The sequence below is a fragment of the Candidatus Poriferisocius sp. genome (assembly GCF_965219815.1).
Classification (GTDB): Bacteria; Actinomycetota; Acidimicrobiia; order Acidimicrobiales; family Bin134; genus Poriferisocius.
Genome location: NZ_OZ244791.1, coordinates 3,344,569 through 3,367,242, shown reverse-complemented (window position 1 = coordinate 3,367,242; position 22,674 = coordinate 3,344,569). Strand labels below are relative to the sequence as shown.

At 67.2% G+C, this 22,674-nt stretch carries 18 protein-coding genes and 1 tRNA gene; 11 read left to right on the top strand and 8 right to left on the bottom strand.

Annotation, left to right across the window (positions count from 1 at the left end):
• Nucleotides 1-27: 27 nt before the first annotated feature.
• Complete coding sequence (locus ACOQPI_RS16130; protein WP_420620636.1) at nucleotides 28-1,401, bottom strand: class II 3-deoxy-7-phosphoheptulonate synthase; 1,374 nt, start codon at nucleotides 1,399-1,401, stop codon at nucleotides 28-30.
• Between the two features lie 57 nt (nucleotides 1,402-1,458).
• On the bottom strand, nucleotides 1,459-2,292 hold the full coding sequence (locus ACOQPI_RS16125; protein ID WP_420620635.1) for a sigma-70 family RNA polymerase sigma factor: 834 nt from the start codon (nucleotides 2,290-2,292) through the stop codon (nucleotides 1,459-1,461).
• 184 nt (nucleotides 2,293-2,476) lie between these two features.
• Between ACOQPI_RS16125 and nadD the strand changes: the two genes are divergently transcribed.
• From nadD to rsfS, 3 genes are all read left to right on the top strand, one after another.
• Nucleotides 2,477-3,049 (top strand): nicotinate-nucleotide adenylyltransferase, encoded by a 573-nt coding sequence (nadD, locus tag ACOQPI_RS16120; RefSeq protein WP_420620634.1) that lies wholly within the window; start codon nucleotides 2,477-2,479, stop codon nucleotides 3,047-3,049.
• The gene (locus tag ACOQPI_RS16115; protein WP_420620633.1) at nucleotides 3,042-4,211 is read left to right on the top strand and encodes a LytR C-terminal domain-containing protein; all 1,170 of its coding nucleotides are present in this window, start codon (nucleotides 3,042-3,044) and stop codon (nucleotides 4,209-4,211) included. Before nadD ends, ACOQPI_RS16115 begins: the two co-directional genes overlap by 8 nt.
• 72 nt (nucleotides 4,212-4,283) lie before the next feature.
• Nucleotides 4,284-4,664 carry a ribosome silencing factor gene (gene rsfS, locus ACOQPI_RS16110; protein ID WP_420620632.1) on the top strand — a complete coding sequence of 127 codons (381 nt, stop codon included), beginning with the start codon at nucleotides 4,284-4,286 and terminating at the stop codon, nucleotides 4,662-4,664.
• Nucleotides 4,665-4,811: 147 nt separating this feature from the next.
• Here rsfS and ACOQPI_RS16105 read toward each other — a convergent pair whose 3' ends face one another.
• Entirely contained in the window at nucleotides 4,812-6,509 is a 1,698-nt protein-coding gene (locus ACOQPI_RS16105) for an N-acyl-D-amino-acid deacylase family protein (protein ID WP_420620631.1), read from the bottom strand.
• Nucleotides 6,510-6,627: 118 nt separating this feature from the next.
• On the opposite strand from ACOQPI_RS16105, the gene ACOQPI_RS16100 reads away from it, so the two are divergent.
• Both ACOQPI_RS16100 and ACOQPI_RS16095 read left to right on the top strand, forming a co-directional pair.
• Nucleotides 6,628-8,046, top strand: coding sequence for an MFS transporter (locus ACOQPI_RS16100; RefSeq protein ID WP_420620630.1), 1,419 nt, complete (start codon nucleotides 6,628-6,630; stop codon nucleotides 8,044-8,046).
• A 4-nt stretch (nucleotides 8,047-8,050) separates the two neighbouring features.
• On the top strand, nucleotides 8,051-10,576 hold the full coding sequence (locus tag ACOQPI_RS16095; RefSeq protein WP_420620629.1) for a glycoside hydrolase family 3 protein: 2,526 nt from the start codon (nucleotides 8,051-8,053) through the stop codon (nucleotides 10,574-10,576).
• Nucleotides 10,577-10,605: 29 nt separating this feature from the next.
• Here the strand turns inward: ACOQPI_RS16095 and ACOQPI_RS16090 are convergent.
• A tRNA-Ala gene (locus ACOQPI_RS16090) sits at nucleotides 10,606-10,682 on the bottom strand.
• Between the two features lie 92 nt (nucleotides 10,683-10,774).
• On the opposite strand from ACOQPI_RS16090, the gene leuS reads away from it, so the two are divergent.
• The gene (leuS, locus tag ACOQPI_RS16085; RefSeq protein ID WP_420620628.1) at nucleotides 10,775-13,246 is read left to right on the top strand and encodes a leucine--tRNA ligase; all 2,472 of its coding nucleotides are present in this window, start codon (nucleotides 10,775-10,777) and stop codon (nucleotides 13,244-13,246) included.
• A 20-nt stretch (nucleotides 13,247-13,266) separates the two neighbouring features.
• On the opposite strand, the gene ACOQPI_RS16080 is transcribed toward leuS, so the two are convergent.
• Genes ACOQPI_RS16080 through ACOQPI_RS16065 form a run of 4 tightly spaced genes read right to left on the bottom strand, consistent with a single transcriptional unit; the run spans nucleotide 13,267 to nucleotide 17,486 of the window.
• Nucleotides 13,267-14,454, bottom strand: a complete 1,188-nt coding sequence (locus ACOQPI_RS16080; protein WP_420620627.1) for a cytochrome P450 — start codon at nucleotides 14,452-14,454, stop codon at nucleotides 13,267-13,269.
• A gap of 38 nt (nucleotides 14,455-14,492) precedes the next feature.
• Complete coding sequence (locus ACOQPI_RS16075) at nucleotides 14,493-15,545, bottom strand: TIGR03617 family F420-dependent LLM class oxidoreductase (protein ID WP_420620626.1); 1,053 nt, start codon at nucleotides 15,543-15,545, stop codon at nucleotides 14,493-14,495.
• Nucleotides 15,546-15,573: 28 nt separating this feature from the next.
• Nucleotides 15,574-16,443, bottom strand: a complete 870-nt coding sequence (locus tag ACOQPI_RS16070) for a proteasome assembly chaperone family protein (RefSeq protein ID WP_420620625.1) — start codon at nucleotides 16,441-16,443, stop codon at nucleotides 15,574-15,576.
• The gene (locus ACOQPI_RS16065; RefSeq protein WP_420620624.1) at nucleotides 16,440-17,486 is read right to left on the bottom strand and encodes a phosphotransferase family protein; all 1,047 of its coding nucleotides are present in this window, start codon (nucleotides 17,484-17,486) and stop codon (nucleotides 16,440-16,442) included. The genes ACOQPI_RS16070 and ACOQPI_RS16065 overlap by 4 nt, the downstream gene beginning before the upstream one ends.
• A gap of 35 nt (nucleotides 17,487-17,521) precedes the next feature.
• Here ACOQPI_RS16065 and ACOQPI_RS16060 point away from each other — a divergent pair, with 35 nt between their 5' ends.
• From ACOQPI_RS16060 to holA, 5 genes are all read left to right on the top strand, one after another.
• A complete protein-coding gene (locus tag ACOQPI_RS16060; protein ID WP_420620623.1) occupies nucleotides 17,522-18,226 on the top strand; it encodes a tetratricopeptide repeat protein in 705 nt (234 codons plus the stop codon).
• 114 nt (nucleotides 18,227-18,340) lie between these two features.
• On the top strand, nucleotides 18,341-19,024 hold the full coding sequence (locus tag ACOQPI_RS16055; RefSeq protein WP_420620622.1) for a helix-hairpin-helix domain-containing protein: 684 nt from the start codon (nucleotides 18,341-18,343) through the stop codon (nucleotides 19,022-19,024).
• The gene (locus ACOQPI_RS16050) at nucleotides 19,021-20,808 is read left to right on the top strand and encodes a ComEC/Rec2 family competence protein (protein ID WP_420620621.1); all 1,788 of its coding nucleotides are present in this window, start codon (nucleotides 19,021-19,023) and stop codon (nucleotides 20,806-20,808) included. Before ACOQPI_RS16055 ends, ACOQPI_RS16050 begins: the two co-directional genes overlap by 4 nt.
• Nucleotides 20,809-20,818: 10 nt before the next feature.
• Nucleotides 20,819-21,661: a dihydropteroate synthase gene (gene folP / locus ACOQPI_RS16045; RefSeq protein WP_419850283.1), complete on the top strand. Its 843-nt coding sequence runs from the start codon at nucleotides 20,819-20,821 to the stop codon at nucleotides 21,659-21,661.
• A complete protein-coding gene (gene holA, locus ACOQPI_RS16040; protein WP_420620620.1) occupies nucleotides 21,658-22,671 on the top strand; it encodes a DNA polymerase III subunit delta in 1,014 nt (337 codons plus the stop codon). The genes folP and holA overlap by 4 nt, the downstream gene beginning before the upstream one ends.
• Nucleotides 22,672-22,674 lie beyond the last annotated feature (3 nt).

Sequence of the window (22,674 nt, the reverse complement as noted above, 5' to 3'; positions counted from 1 at the left end):
TATCCGAAAAAGGAAATTGTCGCCGCGTCAGTCGCTGAGCCGCTCGGCCAGCCGGAAGGCCAATTCGAGGCTCTGAGGGCCGTTGAGGCGGGGATCGCACATGGTCTCGTAACGGAGTTCCAAGTCGTCGTCGCTGATGGCCTCGGCCCCGCCCACGCATTCAGTCACGTCATCCCCGGTGATCTCCACATGGATGCCACCCGGCCAGGTGCCAGCCTTGGCATGGGCGGTGAAGTAGTGGTCGATCTCGGCCATCACGTCCTCGAAGTGACGGGTCTTGCGCCCGCCGGCGGTGGTGTAGGTGTTGCCGTGCATGGGATCGCATTCCCATAGCACCGGGTGGCCGGCATCGCGCACCGCAGCCAACAGCGGAGGCAGCACGTCGGACACCTTTTCGGCGCCCATGCGGCTGATGAGGGTGAGTCGGCCGGGTATGCGATCCGGGTTTAGAACCTCGCACAGCTCGAGAACTTCAGCCGGCGATGCGGTGGGCCCGAGCTTGCAGCCCAGCGGGTTCTTGATGCCCCGCATGAACTCCACATGGGCGCCGTCGAGCTGGCGAGTCCGCTCTCCGATCCACAGCATGTGGGCCGAGCAGTCGTACCATTGGCCGGTGATGGAGTCTTCCCGGGTGAGGGCCTCCTCGTAGTCCAGCACCAGCGCCTCGTGGCTGGTGTAGAAGTCAACCTGGTGCAGCTCCGGCGCATCGGTGGATACCCCGCAGGCGGCCATGAATCGCAGGGCGGAGTCGATGCCGTCGGCCACTCGCTCGTAGCGCCGCCCCTCAGGGCTGGCGGCAATGAACTCTTGATTCCACACGTGTACCTGGCGGAGATCGGCGTAACCCCCCTTGGTGAACGCCCGCAACAGATTGAGCGTGGAGGCCGACTGGTGGTAGGCCCGCACCAGGCGCTCGGCGTCAGCAGCGCGAGAATCCTCGGAGAAGCTGGCATCGTTCACCATGTGCCCTCGGAAGGAGGGAAGCTCCACGTCGTCCACCACCTCGGTGGAAGATGAACGGGGCTTGGCGAACTGACCGGCGATCCGGCCGATTTTCACCGTGGGCACGCCGGCGGAGAAGGCCAGCACCACCGCCATCTGCAAGATGACCTTCAGCTTGTCGCGGATGTTGTCGGCGCTCATGTCGTCGAACGACTCGGCGCAGTCCCCAGCCTGGAGCACGAATGCCCGGCCCGCGGCGGCCTCTGCGAGTTGGGCTTGGAGCTGGCGGGCCTCTCCGGCGAAGACCAGAGGGGGCAGGCCGGCAAGGGTCTTGCGAACCTGGTCCAACGAGGCCTGGTCGGGCCACTGCGGCTGTTGGGCTGCGGGTCGGTCGCGCCAGGACGCGGGATGCCAAGCGGTCCTAGGCATGCCTGCCGCATCGACTGGGGCCGAACTCATAGCAAAATCGTCGCCTGTCGCCGCCCATGGGGCAAAACCAATTAGACAGACGGACCCCTAAGCGGCGTCGATGTCCAATAGCTCGGCTCGGTCCCGCACCATGTCCAGCGATCGCCCGATGATGCGGCGTATCGCCTCCGAGGTGAGTCCGAGGACCTCGCCGATTTCCCGGTAGCTGTGCCTTTGGCCGTCGATGAGCCCGTAGCGCATTTCCAGGGCGAAGCGAGACCGGTCGTCCAGCGTGCCGAGCAGCTCAGCCAGGGTTTCCGTCCGGTCGGCGGCCAGCACCAGGTCTTCGGGGCCGGGGCTGGTGTCGGGCTGGAGATCCACTAGTTCGCTGTTGTTGTCGTCGCCCACTGTTGTGTTCAACGATGTGAGCGAGGTGAGCCGATGGAGCAGGGCGTGCTCAGAGTCGAGCTCTTCACCGCCCCCGGTGGCCTGGCGCACCGCAGCCCGCAGGCTGGCCGCCCGCTCGCCCGGCAGCCGGATCAGATTGGCCTTCTGATCGAGTGCCCGGCCGATGGACTGGCGGATCCAGAACGTGGCGTAGGTGGAGAACTTGAACCCCTTGCGCCAGTCGAATTTCTCCACCGCCCGGTCTAGCCCCAGGTTTCCCTCCTGGACCAGGTCGAGCAGCTCCATGCCGGTGGGCAGGGGGTATTTCTTGGCCACGCTCACCACCAGGCGAAGGTTGGCTCGAATGAAGCGCTCCTTGGCCTTGGCTGCTTCCCGCACTTGGGTATGCAGCCGGGGATTGCTTTCTCCGGCGTCCAATCGAGCCTGGGCCTCGCGGCCCTGCTCGATTGTTTTGGCAAGCCGTACTTCGTCTTCTTTGGTGAGGAGCGGCACCAAGCCGATTGCGTTGAGGTATTGGCCTGTTGAATCGTCCATTTTTTCCTGTCTTGTTGTCTTCATGAACTGCAACCGATTCGCCCCGTCATTTGTTCCCGGTTGCCATTCACTGTTGTGGTACGAAATTACTGCGGCGTTGCGGTGATACCCGCTCGATTTATTCGACTCGCAGCCGCTCCAGGGGTAACAAGAATCCAGCCCTTTGTTTCGTACACTGCAAACTGTGAGCCGCATCGGGATCTTCGGGGGAACGTTCGACCCCGTTCATGTCGGCCACATCGCGGTTGCCGTTCGGGTGCGGGCGGCGCTGGAGCTTGATCGGGTCGAGCTGGTGGTGGCTCACGAGCCGTGGCAGAAGCTGGACCGACCCCGGCTCAGCCCCGCACAGGATCGATTGGCCATGGTGGAGGCGGCGGCCGAGGGTATCGACGGGGTGGTGGCCTCATCGGTGGAGATCGACCGAGGTGGCCTTACCTATACGGTGGACACCCTGGAGGCCTACCGGGCCGCCGACCCCGATGGCTCGCTCTTCCTCGTTCTAGGCAGCGATGCCGCGGGCGCTCTGCACACCTGGCACCGCTTTGAGGAGATCGCCGAAATGGCCGAAGTGGTGGTGGTGGACCGGCCCGGTGCGATGGGAGAGCGCCCGCCCGTGGCCCATCGGGTGGTGGACTGCCCGCTGGTCGACCTGTCCAGCACCCAGGTGCGGGAGTGGGCTGACGCCGGCCAGCCGCTCGACGGCCTGGTCCCTCCCGCGGCGCTGGCCTACTGCCGCCAAAAGAGGCTGTATGGGTGATTCCACACCAGGCGCCGGTGGCGCAGCACCTAGGAAGGGATCGCCACGCTGGTGGCGCTGGGGCTGGCCGCTGCTGGTGTTGGGTCTAGCCGCCGCGGTGCCGCTGTTGGTGTGGCTGGGGTGGTCGGCCATTTCCAGCAGCAGCGACGGCACGGAGGTGAGCGCCCCGGTCGATCCCGCCGCCCCCGGATACGAGGCTTTTGTAGACCCCACGCCCACGCTACTGTTGATCCATGCCAACGGCGAACTTCTCCACGGGGTCACACTGCTGGCCCTGACTGACCCCGGAGTCGAGGGGGCGGTTCTGTTCATTCCCCCTGAGACGTTGACCTCTGGAGGGTCGATTAGCGAACGCTGGGTCGAGTCGGCCAGCGCGGGAGTAGCCGACTCTATTGCCGAGTTGTTGGATGTCCGCCCCGGCGAGACGCAGGTGGTGGACGATGGCAGCTGGGCGGCGTTGGTGTCGGCGGTGGAGCCTATTGCCTTCATCAGTGCTGTTCCGCTTGTTGGCCCTGACGGGGAGACCCGGTTCGGGGCCGGACTGGTGAATTTGGCCGCAGCCGATGTCGGGCCTTATTTGGCAGGGCGCAGTCCGGGCGAGTCGCCGTTCGATGCCTTGTCTCGTCACCTGTCGTTCTGGGGGGGTTGGCTGAGGCAGGTAGGGGAGTCGACCGCGCCCAACGTCATTCCTGGCGAGACCGATCGAGGGGTGGGCCGATTCGGGCGGGCCCTCGCTGCGGGGGAGGTGTTCATGAGCACGATCATCGGGGGGGTCGATGACAGTGGAGTAGTGGTAGTAGATCCGGAGAGGGTTGGCAGGCAGGTGAGGGAGATCATCCCGTTTCCCATCTCGGCTTCGAGCGGGAGCTTGCCCAGAGTTCGGTTGCTCAACGGCGTCGGAGACCTTGGGCTCACCAAAACTGCGGCCCGAGAGCTCAGCCGGGCCGGTGCGCAGATCACGCGGATCGGAAATGCCGCGGAGTTCGGATGGGAAACCACCAAAGTCGCCTATCACGACGTTGGCTTTGCCGCCTACGCCGAGGCTTACCGAGACGCCTTGGGCACCGGATCGGCCATCGCCGAAGAGCTGCCCAATGCCTCCGCTGACATCACGGTGACCTTCGGCGCAGATTTCTCCCATCTGCTGACGGGAGATGGTTAGAGTGAGAGCGTGATGCCTGCATGAGCGCAAAGCCCGCCCCACGACAATTGCGGACAATGACGTGATCGCCACATGAGCGTCAGCACCGCTGACAAAGCGGTCGTGTGGGATTGGGTAAAGGCCGCAGCGGCCGCGGCGGAAGAGGGTCCCGGCGCTGACACAGTCATCATCGATGTGGGCGACGTGCTGGTAATCACCGATCACTTCGTGATCACCAGCGGCGCCAACACCCGGGCAGTGCGGGCGCTGGCCGAGCGGATCGAAGAAGCAGTGGATCTCGGCGGCGGCCCCAAGCCCATCTGCATCGAGGGGCTGTCGGATTACGAGTGGGTGCTGATGGACTACGGCGACTTCGTTGTCCACATCTTCACCGCCTCAGCCCGTGACTACTACGCCCTCGAGCTCCTTTGGAAAGACTGCCCGACGCTCACGGCTAATCCGTTGCCGTCTTAGGGACGAACCGATACAGTGGCCACGGGTCCCCAGCCCGGCGGTGGTCAGAGCATTAGGTCTCATTAGACGCCGGGCGGGAACCCGCAGCGCGTCTGAACCCTACCCGGGAAACCGACGTTTTCAATACTGTCAGTAATTTTCAGTCAATTACTGCTCACGCAGAAGGCGACCGGGGGAGGTGCCGGTTTCCTTGTCCTCTTGAATGGTGACTTCGCCGTTGACCAGCACGTAGTGGTAGCCGGAGGCCCGCTGCACTCGGCGCCACTCGCCAGCGGGCATGTCGTGGACCTTCTCGCTCGGCCCGATGGCCAGGCTGTCGAGGTCGTACACGATCACATCGGCGGCCTGGCCCGCGGTCAGGGTTCCCCGGTCGGTGAACCCCGCGCACTGGGCGGGAAGCCCGGCCATACGCCAGTGAGCGTCCTCCAGCGAGATGATCTCCCGGTCGCGCACCCCGTTGATGAGCAGCTCAGTGGGCCACCGGCCGGCGGTGAGGAAGCGGGTGTGGGCTCCGCCGTCGGACACGCCGGGCAGCGCCCACTGGTAGTTCAACAGGTCGACCAGATGGTCGGGGTTGTTGAACGAGCCGCTGGCGTAGAACGTGGCGGCCAGGTTGTCGGCCACCGCGATGTCCAGCATGGCGTCCACCGGGTGCACTCCCAGATCGGCGGCGATGTCGCCCACCCTGGTCTCGGCGTAGCGCTGGTACTGCGGGTTGGCGGTCTCCAATAGCACGATGTCGGCGATCGGGCAGGTGACGGCAATCGACTCTGATTCCCGCAATGCCGGACGGCGGGCGGGGTCGGCCAGTTTGGCCAGACGCTCCTCAACGGTGCCCAGCGTGGCCTCCCGCCACGCCTCCATGTCGTCCCACAGATTCCACTCCTCGAAGGTGAAGGCCAGTCCCACATCGGTGGTCACGGCCTGGCCGTAGATCGGCAGGCCTCGCAGGCGGCAGCTTTCCACCCATTCGATCTGCTTGAGGTGCTGCTCAGGCCTCTGGGCGTTGGGGGTGATCACATTGAACAGCACTGGACGGCCGCTGATGTCGGCCAGGCGCTCATAGGTGCGACGGTGTTCGGTTCGGGTCTCATCGGCGGGGTCGGGGGCGAAGGTGGCCTGGATAAACCCCTGGTTGCGCTCGGCCAGCACCTCAGCCAGTTGGAACAGCGTCTCGTTGGGCATCACGTCGGTGTTCATGGGGTTGCCGTCGTGGTCGCGCTGCACGTTGGAATCCCGCAGCCGCTGCACCGACCAGCCGCCGGCGCCGACGTCCATGGCCTCGTGCAACAGCGCTCGGAGCTGGGCGTGCTCCTCAGCGGTGGGCATCTCACCGGCCTTGGCCCGCTCGTAGCCCAGCACCCAGTTGAGCGCGGGATTCAGCGGGAAGAAACTCCGCATGTTGACCGCCTTTGGGGTGCGGTCCACCGCGTTCAGGAACTCGGGATAGGTGACCCAGTCCCAGGGCATGCCCGCGGCCATGGCGTCGAAGGGAATGGCCTCGGTGCGGGTCATGGTCAGCATGGCCCGCTCCCGGTCCTCGGGGGCCACCGGAGCGAACCCGAAACCACAGTTGCCGATGACGATCGACGTCACCCCGTGCCAGCCCGACAATGTGCAGTACGGATCCCAGAAGAGCTGGGCGTCGTAATGGGTGTGGAGGTCTATATGGCCGGGGGCCACGATCATCCCGTCAGCGTCCAGCACCTCATCGGCATCAGAGGCCCGCAGCCGGCCGATCTTGGCGATCTTGCCGTCCTTGATGCCCACATCGGCCCGCAGCCGCTGGGCCCGGGTCCCGTCGATCACCATTCCACCGGCAATGATCGTGTCGTACGTCGTCATCTCGTCCCCCTGGGTGTGCGGTGATGCTCAGCATAGTGAAGGGGCGAGACACCGATGATTTCGACACTCCGTCCCTTTGCAGATGGGCCACTAGCGTGGCCCCGATGGAAGGCTGTTCGTGGTAGAGCCGGTTGAGCGCCGCTCCTGGCTGGCGCTGGGGGCGGCCACTGCGGCGGCGTTCATGGTGGTGGTAGACGTCTCCATCGTCAACGTGGCCTTTCCCTCCATCCAGAAGTCCCTGGATGCCTCCAGCGCCGCGCTGTCGTGGATTGTGAGCGGCTACTCCATCACGGTGGGGTCGTTTCTGCTGCTCTCGGGGCGCTTGGCCGACCGACAGGGCCGGCGCAAGATGTTCAATCTCGGGTTGGCCGTCTTCGCCGTCGGCTCGCTGTTCTGCGGGATAGCGCCTCAAGTGGAGGTGTTGATTGCGGCCCGGGTGGTGCAGGCGTTGGGCGGGTCGCTGATCATGCCGTCGTCGTTGGCCATTGTGCTGCCCGAGTTCCCGGTGTCCCGCCGCTCGGCGGCCATCGGGATGTGGGGGGCGATGGGAGCGCTGGGGGCGGCATTCGGCCCGACCATCGGGGCGCTCTTGATCAACGGCCTGGGCTGGCGGTGGATCTTCTACGTCAACCTGCCCATCGCCGCCCTGGTGTTTGCCGCCACTGCCCGGCTGGTGCGGGAGTCGCGCGACGAAGAGACCGAGGGTCGCCTCGACGTGGTGGGGGTGCCGATGGGCACCTTGGCCCTGGCGTTGGTGATGGTGGCCATCGTCCAAGGCGAGGGGTGGGGCTACGACGACAAGCGCATCATTGCCTTCGCCTCGATTGCTGTCGTGCTGCTGCCGTTGGTGATCTGGCGATCGCGCTCGCACCCCAACCCGCTGCTCGACCTGAGCCTGTTCAGCTATCGCTCGTTCTCGGCGGCCACCGCCTCCTTCGGCTTGTACGCGCTGGGGTTCGTGCCCGGGTTCTTGATGAGCTCGCTGCTGCTGCAAGACCTGTGGGGCCTCACCGTGCTGGAGGCCGGGCTCAGTCTTACGCCGGGGCCGATCATTGCCTCAGCGCTGTCGGTTCCCATCGGGCGGATGGCCGACCGCTGGGGCCACCGATGGCTGCTGACCTCGGGGGTGGTGCTGTGCGGGCTGTCTTACGCTTTGCTGCTGGCCTGGGCCGGGGAGTCGTCGGCCTACTTCGCGGTGTTCCTTCCCGCCAACGTGATCTTGGGCATCGGCGTGGGACTGTCCATTGCTACCTTTGTCAGCGCAGCCATGAGCGATGTTCCGCCGCCTCGATTCGCCATCGCCAACGCCACCACCCGCACTGTGCAGCAGGTGTGCTTCGCGCTGGGCATCGCTGTGGTGATCGCCCTGTTCAACTCCGCACCTAGCGGCGACCCGCTGGGCGGATTCCAGCGGGCCTGGATCTGGGTCATCGCCACCTACGCGGCCTCGGCGGTGGTGATCATGGTGGCCTTCCCCTCTGGGACCGCCCTCCTTCGGCGTGGACTGCGGGGCGGCCAATCCAGTGTGAGACGCTAAAACCATGTCGGAAACTGTTGAATCGCGGCTGGCTGCGCTGAGCACTGAGGAAAAGGCCGACCTGGTGGCCGGTGAGGCCATCTGGACTACCAAGAGCTTCCCGGAGGCGGGCATTCCCGCCATCGGGGTCACTGATGGTCCCAATGGGGCCCGGGGCGGCGGGCTGCTGGGCACCGGGACGGCCACCGCCTGCATTCCGGCCGGGGCGGTGCTGGGCGCCACCTGGGATCCTGAGCTGGTGGAGCGGCTGGGTGGGGTGTTGGGCGACGAGGCCCGGGCCAAGGGCTGCCGGGTGCTGTTGGCCCCCACCATCAATCTGCACCGCAACCCGCTGGGGGGACGAAACTTCGAGTGTTACAGCGAGGATCCGATTCTGTCTGGGTTGGTGGCCGCGGCGTTCGTGCGGGGGGTGCAGTCCCGAGGGGTGGCCACCACCCCGAAGCACTTTGTGGCCAACGACTCCGAGTTCGAGCGCAACACCATCGACTCCCAGGTGGACGAGCGCACCCTGCGGGAGCTGTATCTGGTGCCGTTCGAGTATGCGGTGGCCGAAGGCGGTACGTGGGGGATCATGAGCGCCTACAACCGGCTCAACGGCACCTTCTGCTCAGAGAACGAATGGCTGCTCACCCAGGTGCTGCGGGAGGAGTGGGGGTTCGACGGGTTCGTGATCTCCGACTGGTTCGCGGCCCGGTCCACCGCGGGGTCGGCTCGCGCCGGGCTGAGCCTGGAGATGCCCGGGCCGGGCCAGTGGTACAACCAGGGGCCGATCGGCGAAGCGCTGGCCGCGGGGGAGATGGACGAGGGCCACCTCGACCGGATTGCCGGTGACGTGCTGCGTCTACTGGAGCGCACCGGGGCATTGGCCGGCGACGACGGGTGTGAGCCCGGACAGGAGCAGGAGTTGGATCGCCCTGAGGATCAAGCGCTGCTGCGGGGAGCAGCCGCGGCGGGGACGGTTCTGGTGGCCAACAACGGGCTGCTGCCGCTGGATCCGACCACGTCGGGTTCGGTGGCGGTGATCGGCCCCAACGCCCGGAAGGCCCAGATCATGGGCGGGGGATCGGCCACCGTGCAGGCGTATCGCAATGTGAGCCTGATGGACGCGCTGGACGAGGAGCACCCCGATCTCGACGTCCGCTATGCCCAGGGCTGCGATATCGAGCGCTCTCTGATCGCGCTTTCGGCTCCGATGCTGAAGGGCAAGCTCCGCCTGGAGTACTTCAACGGCCACGACTGGTCGGGCCCGGTGGTGCATTCCCGCGAGTCGGCCTCGGGTGAGATGGTGTTCTTCGGCGAGCCGGGACCGGGGGTGAACCCCGAGGCGTTTTCGGTGCGGGCGTCGGGAGTGCTGGTGGCCGAGGACACCGGCCAGCACACCGTGGGGCTGGTTCAGCTCGGACGCTGCCGGGTATTGCTCGATGGCGAGGTGGTGCTGGACGCCACCGAGGGCGACTACGACCGGGGAGACGACTTCTTCGGCATGGGCTCAGAGGTGATCTCCGCCCCGGTGCAGCTCACCGCGGGCCGGGAGACGCCGATTGTCATCGAGTACTCCAGCCGCGACAGCTTCATGCTATGCGGAGCCCGGGTGGGCCTGAAGTCGCAGGTAGATCGGGACTTGATCGCCGAGGCTGAGGAGGCCGCGGCCGCCGCCGACGTAGCCGTGGTGGTGGTGGGCACCAACGCCGATTGGGAGACCGAAGGGCGCGACCGGGACTGGTTCGACCTGCCCGGCGACCAGTCCGAGCTGATCCGCCGGGTGGCGGCGGCCAACCCCAACACCGTGGTGGTGGTGAACACCGGGGGAGCGTGCAATCTCGACTGGGCCGGCGAGGCCGCCGGGGTGCTGGTGGCCGGCTTCGGGGGCCAGGAGATGGGCTACGCAGTGGCCGACGTGCTGTTCGGTGCGGCCGACCCCGGTGGTCGCATGGCGATGACCGTGCCGGCCCGCTATGAGCACAGCCCGGCGTATCTGAACTATCCCGGCGAGAACGGGGTGGTGCGCTACGGAGAGGGTCTCTACATCGGTCACCGCTGGTTTGACGCCCGAGCCATCGAGCCGGCCGTGCCCTTCGGCCACGGCCTGTCATACGCCACCTTCGAGTGGTCAGAGCCCCGGGTGTCGGGCGGGGGCGATACCGACCTGGCCGACCCGGTGATCCTAGAAGTCGACGTGGTCAACACCGGCGACCGGCCGGGCAGCGACGTGGTGCAGGTGTACGTGGAGCCGCCCCCGTCGCTGCTGCACCGCCCGGTGCGGGAGCTGAAGGGATTCGCCAAGGTCCACCTGGCCCCCGGTGAACGCACCACCGCCCGAATCGTGCTCAACCGGCGGGCTTTTGCCTACTACGACCCCGGTGATCAGTCACCGCCGGGGCTGGAGGTTGGCAACCCGGTTCCGGCCGGGGAATCGCACAAGCGAAACGATCCCGGCTGGTACGTCGATCCCGGCACTTACACCGTGTGGACCGCCCGCTCCAGCGCCGACCTCGTCCACGCCGCCGAGGTACACCTCAGCGGCTCGTAGAGCGAAATCAGCGAAGCGGCGACAGCAGGTGGTGGAGCTGATGGGACTCGAACCCACGACCTCTTGCATGCCATGCAAGCGCTCTAGCCAACTGAGCTACAGCCCCGCGAAGAGGGAACTTTACCAGCCGTCAAAGGGCTGACCCACATGGGATAACGGTTATTGGCCTCGTCCTGAGGCTCGGTAGATTTAGCGGCGATGGACGGCTACGACCCGGCGGCTATCGAGCCCAAATGGCAGCAGCGCTGGGTTGACGACGCCACCTACGACATCGACAACGACGACCCCCGGCCGCCGTACTACGTGCTGAGCATGTACCCCTATCCCAGCGGTCCAGCCCACATCGGCCACGTCCGCAACTACACCTTCGGCGACCTTCTGGTGCGCTACCGCACCATGCAGGGCGACGGCGTGCTGTCGCCCATCGGCTTCGATAGCTTCGGCCTGCCGGCGGAGAACGCGGCCATAAAGACCGGCACCCACCCCCGAGAGCACACCGAGGCCAACATTGAGCGGCTGTCGTCGTCGCTGCGCCGTATCGGCGCGGTATACGACTGGCGCCGGACGCTGAGCAGCCACGACCCCGACTACATCCGCTTCACCCAGTGGATCTTCCTGAAGTTCTACGAGGCCGGCCTGGTATACCGGGCCACGGCTCCGGTGAACTGGTGCCCCGGCTGCCAGACGGTGCTGGCCAACGAGCAGGTGCTGGGCGACGGCACCTGCGAGCGTTGCAGCAACGTGGCCCAGCAACGCGAGTTGGAACAGTGGTTCTACCGCATCACCGCCTATGCCGAAGAGCTGCTGGAGGGTCTTGACGGCGTGGACTGGCCCAACCGGGTCAAGACCATGCAGCGCAACTGGATCGGCCGCTCCGAGGGAGCCGACTTCACCCTGCCGATTGCCGATGCCGACGGCAATCCCCGCGACGACGTCGACGGGATTGCGGTGTTCACCACCCGGCCCGACACCAGCTTCGGCATGACCTTTGCGGTGATGTCCCCCGAACACGCCCGGGTGCCCGAGTTGGTGACCGAGGATCGCCGAGCCGAGGTGGAGGCGTTCATCGCGGCGGTGGGCGAGCGCAGCGAATTCGAGCGTCTGTCGGCCGAGGGCCCCGCCGACAAGCGGGGAGTGGACACCGGCACCCGGGTGATCAACCCGTTCACCGGCCAGCCCATCCCGCTGTACTTGGCCGACTACGTGCTCACCACTTACGGCACTGGGGCGATCATGGCGGTGCCCGGAGAGGATCAGCGCGACTGGGACTTCGCCACCGCCTACGGCCTGCCCATCATCCGCACTGTTCAGCCCCCCGAGGACTTCGACGGCGAGGCCTATACCGGCGACGGACCGTCGATCAACAGCGACTGGCTGAACGGGCTGTGGATGGAAGAGGCCAAGGCCGCGGCCATCGACTGGCTGGAAAGCCAGGGCATCGGCGAGCGCAAGGTGAACTACCGGCTGCGCGACTGGCTGCTGTCCCGCCAGCGCTACTGGGGCTGCCCTATTCCCATCGTGTACTGCGAGGAGTGCGGGGCGGTGCCGGTGCCCTACGAGGACCTGCCGGTGGGGCTGCCCGACGACGTGGCCTTCATGCCCACCGGCCGCTCACCGCTGGTGGACCATCCGGGCTTCTTGCACACTGAGTGCCCCGCCTGCGGCGGACCGGCCCGCCGGGAGACCGACACCATGGACACGTTTGTGGACTCCTCCTGGTATTTCCTGCGCTTCGCCGACCCCCACAACTCCGAGCTGCCGTTCAGCACCCAGGCGCTGGAGCGGTGGCTGCCGGTGGACCAGTACATCGGCGGTGTTGAGCACGCCATCTTGCACTTGATGTACGCCCGATTCTTCACCCGGGCGCTGTCCGATCTGGGGGTGGCCCCCGCCGGACTGCGAGAGCCCTTCCAGCGGCTGTTCACCCAGGGCATGGTGCGAATGGGCGGGGGGAAGATGTCCAAGTCGAAGGGCAACTTGGTGGCCCCCGAGGACTTCATCGATGCCCACGGGGCCGACACGCTGCGCCTGGCCATCTTGCAGGTGAAACCACCGGCCGAGGACGTGGACTGGGAGGACTTCGGCCTCGAGGGCTGCGCCCGGTTCCTGGGCCGGCTGTGGCGACTGGCCGCGGGCACCGCTGAGCGGGCCAATCCGGCCCGCACCGGCGCTACCACGCCGGCTGACGACGCCATCGACGCGGCCACCCATCGGCACATTCACCGCATCACCGCCGAGTTCGACCGTTGGTCGTATAACACCGCGGTGGCCGGTTGCATGGAGTTCACCAACGAGCTGTACCGCTACGTGCAGCGTGACGAAGGCCCCCACCATGACACGCTGGCGTTCGCCATCGACTCTTTGCTGTTGGTGATGGCGCCCATGGTGCCCCACATCTGCGCCGAGCTGTGGGAGATGCGCCGGCGTGGGAATATCCACACCGAGCCGTGGCCTACTGCCGATGAGGCCAAGCTGGTGCTGGAGACGGTGACCATGGTGGTGCAGGTGAACGGCAAGGTGCGCGACCGCATCGAGGTAGCCGCCGACATCGCCGAGGCCGACGCCGAGGCGCTGGCGCTGGCTTCAGAGCGAGTCCAGCAGTATCTCGACGGGGGGGAGCCCCGGCGGGTTATCGCCCGCCCGCCCAAACTGGTCAACGTGGTGGTCTAGCGACCTGCTAGCAGCGCCGCTCAGACGTCCCAGACCACGTGGAGCTCCTCGGGGCCACGGAACGCCACCCCCCGGATGAGCGGCGGATCGGCGTCGGGATCGAGGCGCAGGCCGGGAAGCCGCTCGAGAATGGCCGGCAGCGCTACCCGCATCTCCAGGCGGGCCAGGTGCATGCCCAAGCACAGGTGCCGCCCCCAGCCGAACGCCATGTGGGGTACGGGCTGCTCACGGTCGGGATTCCAGCGGTCGCCGTCGGCATACACCCGCTCGTCCCGGTTGGCCGACGTCATGGTCATCATGAGGCGGGTGCCGGCCGGGATGGGGCAGCCGTCCAACTCGATGTCCTCGGTGGCCTCCCGGGTGGCTAGGGGGGCGGAGCTTTCCCATCGCAGGGTCTCCTCGATCACCTGGTCGAGCAGCGACCAATCGCCCTTGAGCCGGTTGAGCCAGCTGTCGTCGGTCAGCAACGCCGTCAAGGCGATGCCCAGCTCTCGGGATGTGGTCTCGGCCCCGGCGGGCATCAACAGCAGCAAAAAGCCGTAGATGTGCTCGTCGTCGAGGCGCTGGCCGTCGATTTCGGCGTGGATAATGTCGCTTATCAGGTCGTTTTGGGGGTTCTGCTTGCGGTCCTCCACGATGGGGTGGAGGTAGTCGCGCATCGCCTGTGAGGCGGCATGGCCCGGCTCGGGGTAGAGAGGCCCGGCGCTCACCTGCTCGGACCACAGCCGGAATTGGTCGGCGTCATCCAGCGGCACCCCCATGATTCCCGCGATCACTCGGGTGGGGAAGCGCTGGGTGAGCTCGGCCACCAGATCGGCCCGCCCCCGAGGGGCGATGCCGTCGAGTAGCTCGTTGACGATGGGCGCCACCAGCTCGGTCTCCCAGCGGGCTAGCGCCGAGGATCGAAACGCCCTAGACACCAGCCCCCGATAGGCAGTGTGCTCGTCGCCGTCCATCCCCAGCATCAGCGGCCCCATGAACGGGGTCATCGACTCGGCCACCACCCGGGTGGAGAACACCGCGCTGTTGCGCAGCACCGCCTCAGTGTGGTCGCGGCGATACAGGTTCAGGATGCGCCCGCCGAATCCGTCGTCGCGCACCTCCGGGGGCTCGGCTCGGCCCCGGTCCCACTCCTTGTGGGGGTTGATGGCCGCCTCTTCGGCTTGGGCCAGTCCCTCGTGAAAGTCGGACGGATCCTCTGTCTCCACGGGTGCAACCCTATTCGGGCAGCCCTATTTCTGCGGTTCTATTGATGTGAACGGCCCGGAATGGCTCGCAGCGCCTCGCGCACTTCTCCCCACGGTCCGTCGGCCCGGAGACCCTGGCCGAACGACATGCGGTCGATAAGCCCGCCGTAGCTGGCCGCCACGCCGCTGGCCAGGTTCTGGGGCTCGGCCACCACGCCGAAGGTCCCCAGCATGGTGTCGTCGATCACGTCGGCCATCTCCACCCACTGGCCTTGCTTGGACATGCGGTTCAGCTCGTCTTGGGCGTCGCCCCAGCCGTGGTGCTCGAGCACCGGGCGGTATGCGGGGGTGGAACCATAGAAGGCCAGTTGCTGGCGGGCTGCTTGGGCCGCCGACGCCATCTCCTCCTCGGTCTCACCGGTGACGATGAACACGGGCATCGAAACCTCGATGTCCATGGGATCGCGGCCTGCACGGGCGGCGCCGCGCTCTAGGGCGGGCAGCGACACCTCCCGCACGTAGCTGGGGGTGGTGAACCCGTGGCTGATCCAGCCGTCGGCGCTCCCGCCGGCCGCCTCGGTCATGAGGTCGCCCACCGCGGCCAGATGGATGGGGGGAGGGCCGAAGGGGTTGGCGCCGGGGCTGAACATCGGCGTCATGAGCGTGTGCTGGTAGAACTCGCCCCGAAAGCTCAGCTTCTCCCCGGTCTCCCAGCATTCCCATATGGCTTTGACGGCGTCGATCATCTCCTTCATGCGGGCGGCGGGGTGAGACCAGGGCATGGAGAATCGCTTGGTGATGTGGGGCTTTATCTGAGAGCCCAGGCCGAGAACGAAGCGCCCGCTGGAGTAGGCCTGAAGATCCCATCCTATGTTGGCCAAGATCATCGGATTGCGGGCGAATGACACCGCAATCGAGGTTCCGATCTGGATGCGGGTGGTGTGCTCGGCGGCCAGCACCAGCGGCAGGAACGGGTCGTGGTCGAGTTCAGCCGACCAGATCCCGTCGTAGCCGGCGGCCTCCAAGTTGCGGGCGTTGTCGGCGGCATCCCCTAGGGGTCCAACCGATCCCTTTCTGGCCGCTCTGGTAACGAGGCCTCCATCTAGCTTCATGCTCTGTCCTCTCGGGTGGTGGTCGCGGTCACTTGCTTTCGTCCTGGTCGCGCAAGAAGCGCTCCAGCTCTTCGGCCAGCTCGTCGCCGGTGGGTATTTCCTCGCCCGACTCTCCCATGCTGGTGTCATAGGCGCTTTCCAGTTGGCCTAGCAGGCGCTTGTGGCTGGCGTTCTGGGCGATCATGGTGTCGAGCCGACGGGACACCTCCAGCCCCTCGGCAATCAGCGGCGCCGGGTCGAACCGCAGATCGGCCACGGTTCGAAGACCCTGGAAAAGCGCCGCGGTGGCGGCGGGGAACGGAGAACCGGACGCATAGTGGGGCACCTGAGCCCATACCGACACCGTTTCCAATCCGGCGGCCTCGAATCGTTTGGCCAATGCCGCGCTGATCCCGGCGGGAACCTCCAGGGTGCCCGCGGGAGAGCCGAACCGCTCGATCAGGTCTTGGGAAGTGCCGGTGGCCGACAGCCGCACCGGCCGGGTATGGGGCACCGCGGCGGGATACGCCCCCAGAGACACCACTCGGGCTACTCCAAGCTGCTGCGCGAGCTCGTCAACGGCCGCGCAGAATGCCTGCCAGCGAAAATCGGGTTCCGGCCCGTGAAGCAACAGGAACGCCCGCTGGTCCAGATCGCTCACCTGCTGGAGGCGGATGGCCGGCCAGCTGATGTGGTCCAGCCGGCCGTCCCGAACGGTCATAGTGGGGCGGCGGGCCCGGTGGTCCACCAGCAGATCGGCATCGAAGCTGGCCACCAGCGCGGCGTCGTCGGCCTTCAACATGATCTCGGTGGCGTTGCGCATGCCGAAACCGGCATCCACCCATCCGTCAAAGGCAACCACCAGCACGGGATCGGCCAATTCGAGTTCTTGGTGGACGGTGATCAGTTCGCTGCTCATGCCACTTGCTCCGCAGCCGATGTGGCCATTTCAACCAGCGCGTCCACCCGGGCGACAAAGCTGTCGGCCCCCTGCGGCGGTGCCTTGTCGCCCATGGCCCCGCCCACATAGCGGCTGTAGACGCCCTCCAGGATGCAGGCCAGCTTCCAGTAGCCGAAGGCCATGTAGTACCCGAAGTTGTCTATTTCGCGCCCGGACACCTCCGAGTAGAGGTCGAACATCTCGGCTCGGCTGGCGAATCCGGCCTCGCCGGTGGGGGGATCGTCCAACGCGAATTCCGAGTCATCGGGCTCAGCCCAATACACCAGAAGCTGGGCCACGTCGGCGTTGCGATCGCCCAGGGTGCACAGCTCCCAGTCGAGCACGGCCAGCACTTCGCCTTCATCGCTCAGCATGCAGTTGTCCAAGCGGTAGTCGCCGTGGACGATCCCGGCTTGGCCCTGTTCGGGGATGCGGGCCACTAGGTGGTCATGAACCTCTTGGATCTGGGGGCGGTCCTGGGTCTTGGACTCCTCGAATTGGCGCAGCCAGCGCCGGAGCTGACGGGCGATGTAGTCCTCCTTGCGCCCTAGATCTCCCAGCCCCACCTCGTCCACGTCAACTGCGTGGATGTGGGCCAGCGTCTCGGCAATCGACTGGGAGGCAGTCCAGCGCACCTCAGGGGTCAACGCGGCCGCGTGCTTGCGGTTGCGCACTACCTTCCCGTCCACGAAGTCCATGACATAGAAGGGTCGCTCGTTCACCTGTTCGTCTTCGCACAACCCGAAGGCCTGGGGCACCGGCACGTCGGTGTCGGCTAGGGCGGCGATGATCTTGTGCTCTCGGCCCATGTCGTGGGCGGTGGCCAGCACCTGGTACAGCGGTGGCCGGCGCAACACGTAACGCTGGCCGTCGGCATCGGTGGCTTTGAAGGTGAGGTTGGAGTGCCCTCCGGCGATCAGCTCGAACGTCAGCGGCAGGGCGACGCCGGGCACGTTGGCCTCGAACCACGCGCTGACCGCGTCGTGCTGGATGCCTCGGATGTGGTCCATGCGAGAGGTCACGCTAGCGTTCAATCTGGTTCGATGAGAGGTAGCCGATGGCCGATGTGACTGATGCGACGTTTACCACCGAAGTGGTCGAGCGCTCCCACACCGTGGCGGTGGTGGTGGACTTGTGGGCGCCGTGGTGCGGGCCGTGCAAAACGCTGGGGCCGATTCTGGAACAGGCGGTGGCAGCCACCGGCGGGGCGGTGGAGCTGGCCAAAGTCAACGTGGACGACAACCCCCAGACCGCTCAGGCCTTCCAGGTTCAGAGCATCCCCGCGGTGTACGCCATGCGCGACGGCAAGGTGATCGACGGGTTCATCGGCGCCCAGGGCGAGGCCGCGGTGGCTGAGTTCGTGCAGCGTCTGATTCCCACCGAGCAGGAGAGCGAGGTGGAGGCTCTGGTGGCCGTCGGCGATGAGGCCTCTCTGCGGCGGGCATTGGAGCTGGACGCCGACCATGAGGGCGCAGTGGTGGGGCTGGCCGATCTGATGGTGGCCGATGGCCGGGGCACCGAAGCCCTGGAGCTATTGGAGCGCATTCCCGAGACCGCCGAGGTCCGTCGGGTGGCTGCGCTGGCCCGCACCGGCGGCGGGGCCGACAATGGGGATGTCGAGGCCCGGCTCGATGATCTGCTGGGCCGGGTGAAGGCCGATTCTGACGCCCGCCAGGAGTTCGTCGACCTGTTGGAGATAATGGGCTCTGACGATCCCCGTACATCTGTCTATCGACGGCGACTCACCACCCAGCTTTACTGAGCTGCCGCAGGCAGCCGGGGACAGGGCGTTGGCCCTGTCGATTCTGATTTTCGGCTGATACTCTGAAGCCGCTTCCCCCGCCACTGGCATGGCGCGCCGCGCCCGGACGGGCCAATGGAAGACTCCTCATTGCCGCCTCCCCGGCTGACCCCCGCAGAGAGGGTCAGGGAGATGGTGGATGACTACCGGCACTTGATCACCGGGCCCCGGCTGTTGATGGTCGGTGGCGGACTGGTGGCCGCCATTGCGGTGGCGGCCTATCTGATGGCGGGGGCCAGCAGCGCTCCTCGGCCCGAGGCGGTGATTCCCATGGCAACGCCGCTGCCCGCCCGCCCGACTCCGGTGGCTGAGGCGGTGCCGATACTGGTACACGCCGCCGGCGCGGTCCACGCCCCGGGGGTGTACCTCTTTCGGGGCGAGGCCCGGGTGCTCGACTTGGTGGAGGCGGCCGGGGGGCTGACGCCCGACGCCGACCACGACCGGGTGAATCTGGCCGCCCCGTTGTCGGACGGACTCTGGATGTACTTCCCTCGGCTCGGACAGACGGCAATACCCGCGCCTCTGGGCGGGAATGGATCGGCGGGCAGCGGTGCGACCGCCCATTCCGGGCCGCTGAACCTCAACACCGCCACCGCCGAGCAGCTTGAGTCGCTGCCCGGGGTGGGGCCGGCCACAGCGGCGGCCATCATCGACCACCGCCAGCGCGTCGGTGGGTTCGCCTCGGTAGACGGGCTGCTGGCCGTGTCCGGCATCGGCCCGGCCAAGCTGGAGCAGATCCGCGACTTGGTCGCAGTGTGAGCGACCGCCACGCGGTGGCACTGGCGGTGGCGGCCATGGCCGGCGCCTGGTGGTCGGCGGCCGTCCCGCTGATTCCCGCGATTGCCCTGGTGGCAGTGGCCTTGGCCGTCCGCAAACCGTGGCTTCTGGTGGCCGCGGTCTTGCTGATGGGCTCATCGCTGGGGGCCCGGGCCTGGGCGGGCCTCTATCCGCTTGAGCCCGCGGCCTTCGAGGGCGAAGCCACCCTGGTGTCTGATCCGGTGCCGGTCGGCGAGGGAATGCGGGTGTTCGTGCGGGCGGAAGGACGGCGCTATGAGGCGTGGGCCTACGGCCGCGCCGCCCGAGACCTGGGCGACCGACTGGCCGGGGATCGCATCAGCATCTCCGGCAGCGTCCGGCCCATCCAGCCGCTGCCCGACTACCAAGCGGCCCGCCACGTAGCCAACCGGCTGAACATCGACCGCGTCCACCACTATCGGGACGGGCCCTTTCCATTTCGGATGGCCAACTGGCTGCGCCGCACCATCGCCCGAGGCGCTCAGACCCTGGACGACGACCGCCTCGCCCTGTTCACCGGGCTGTCATACGGCGACGACCGCCACCAGTCACCGGTGGTGTCCGACGATTTCCGGGCCGCGGGCCTCACGCACTTGCTGGCTGTGTCGGGCCAGAACGTGGCCTTTGTTCTAATCCTGGCCCGACCCCTGATCGAGCGGTTCGACTACCGGGGCCGCTGGGTGCTCACCCTCGGGGCCATCGGCTTCTTCGCCCTGGTCACCCGGTTTGAGCCCTCGGTGCTGCGGGCCTCGGTCATGGCGGCCATCGCGGCCACTGCCACTTTGTTGGGCCGGGAGGCGTCCAGCCGCCGGGTGCTGGCCCTGGCCGTGGCCCTGTTAGTGCTGGTTGATCCGCTGCTGGTGCACTCGGTGGCGTTTCGGCTGTCGGTGGCCGCTTCGACGGGCATCATCTTGTGGGCACCCCGTCTGGCCGAGCGCCTGCGGGGACCTCGGATATTGGCCGACGCTCTGGCGGTGACCGTGTCGGCGCAGTTGGCCGTGGCGCCCCTGCTGATCGCCACCTTCGGCGGAGTGCCGGTGGCCTCGCTGCCGGCCAACCTGCTGGCCGCCCCGGTGGCCGGGCCGATCATGATGTGGAGCCTGTCGGCCGGGCTGGTAGCTGGGCTGGCGGGCGGCCCGCTGGCTCACGCTATCCACTGGCCCACCGACCTGGGCATCGGCTGGATCCAGGCCGTGGCTGGGTGGTCGGCATCGGCCCGGCTCGGCGAGCTGCGGACGCTCCATCTGATCGCGGTGGCCATCGGCGCCGGGGGCTGGTGGCTGGCCCGGGGTCGCCTGCTGCGCGCCGCGGCCGCTCTCGGGCTGACCGCCGCGCTGCTGGTGCCGGCGGTGGCCCTGCGAATAGCCGACCCGCCGTTCCACACCGTGCTCGACTCCGGGGTCGAGGTGTGGCGCCACGACGAGACGGTGGTGGTCGTACTCGGACCCAGCCGCTCAACCGAGCGGCTGCTGGAGGATCTGCGCCGGGCCGGAGTCGGCGCGGTGGATCTGGCAGTGGCCGACCGGGGAACCAAGTCCCAGCGCGACCAGATTCGATCGCTGCAAGAGCGCATGCACGTGGGCACAGTCATCGCCCCACCCGCCCACCGCATAGGAGGGGCCCGAACCGTCCGCAATGGCCAGCAAGTCCTGGTCGGCAGCCTCGTCGTGGAAGTGACTTCCCACGACCCCCGCCTGGCAGTGGCGGTCACTCCGCTGGCATCCCAAATCGTCACCGGCGCGGTGTAGCGTCGCCTGCGTGATCGTGGAGCTGGGGCCGCATCGCTATGACGTGACCACCCGTGCCCTGGTCATGGGCATTTTGAATCGCACGCCCGACTCGTTCTACGACGCCGGCCAGTACTGGGACTTCGATGCTTTCTTGGCCAAAGCCGAGGAGCTGGTGGCCGAGGGGGCCGACTTCTTGGACGTGGGCGGGGTGAAGGCCGGTCCCGGCCCCGAGGTGACCGAGGAAGAGGAGATGGACCGGGTGGTGCCGGCTATCGAGGCGCTGCGGAAGCGCTTCGACCTGCCCATCTCGGTGGACACTTGGCGGGCCTCGGTGGCCCGGGAGAGCTACGCCTCCGGGGCGGTGGTGGGCAATGACATCAGCGGATTCGCCGACCCCGATTTCCTCCATGAAGCCTCGGCAGCAGGCGCCTCGGTGGTGGCCTGCCACGTGCGCCTCGCTCCCAGGGTGGCCGATCCCGAGCCGGTGTACCACGACCTGGTGGAGGAGGTGAGCCGGTTCTTGTCGGAGCGGGCTCAGTGGGCGGTGGACGCGGGCATTCCCCCGCAGCGGATCATGCTCGACGCCGGCCACGATCTGGGCAAGACCCCCGAGATGTCGGCCGAGCTGCTTCGCCGGTCTCAGGAGCTGGTGGATTTGGGCTATCCGGTGTTTCTGTCGGTGTCCAACAAGGGCTTTTTGGGGGCGCTGACCGGAACCGAGGTGGGCAACAGGCGGGAGGCCACGCTGGCGGCCCACGCGCTGGGCGTCGGGCTGGGCAGTCGGATTCTTCGGGCCCATGACGTGGCCGGCACCCGCCGGGTGGCCGACTTCATGAGCGCCCTCCTCCAACAGGAGCGGAATCATTCATGAGCGCCACAGTGGTTCTCCTGCACGGCGATGACGAGGTGTTGTTGTCCAATGCGGTACGAGACCGAGTGGCCGGTCTGGTGGGCGACGGCGACCGGTCGCTGATGGTGGCCGAGCTGACCGAGGCCGCCTACCTGGAGGACGACGACTACCACATCGCACCGTTGGTGGACGCGGCCCAGACCCCGCCGTTCCTCACCGAGCGGCGGGTGGTGGTGGGCCGGGAGATGGGCCGGTTCTCCACCGTGGATTCGCTCGGCCCCCTGCTGGGCTATCTGGAGCAACCGCTGGACACCACCGATCTGGTGCTGGTGTGGGAGAAGGGGCCGGCGCTCCAGCGGCTGAACGCAGTGCCCAAGCGCCTATCGGAGGCGGTGGCCGCGGCCGGCGGCGACTTGGTCGGTGCCGGGATACCCCGAGGCCGCGACGGCGCGGCCAAGTGGATGGACACGCAGATCGCCGCCGCGGGGCTCCGGCTGCGGGCCGGGGCCAAGCGGCTGCTGGCCGACCACCTGGGGGAGGACATGAGCCGCCTGCCCGCGGTGCTCACCACCCTGGCCTCGGCCTATGGCCCGGATCGGGCATTGGAGGCCGACGATGTGGCCCCGTTCATCTGGGAGGCCGGGTCGGTGCCCCCCTGGGAGCTCACCGATGCGGTGGAGTCGGGCAACATCGCCGACGCCTTGGACAAGCTGCGCCGCATGCTCCACGCCGGTGGCCGCAATGAGATGCAGGTGCTGTCCACTCTCTACAACCACCACAACCGCCTGCTGCGCTTGGACGGGGCCGACGCGGCCGACGAGAAGGAGGCGGCCGAACTGCTGGGCATCAAGGGCTCCACCTTCCCGGCCCGAAAGGCGCTGCGCCAGGTGAGGAAGCTGGGGTCGAAGCGGGTCGCCCGATCCATCGAGATGCTGGCCCAAGCCGACTTGGACTTGCGAGGTGCCACGGCCATGCCTGCCGAAGCGGTGCTGGAAGTGCTGGTGGCCCGCCTGACCCAGCTCAATCGCTAGAGG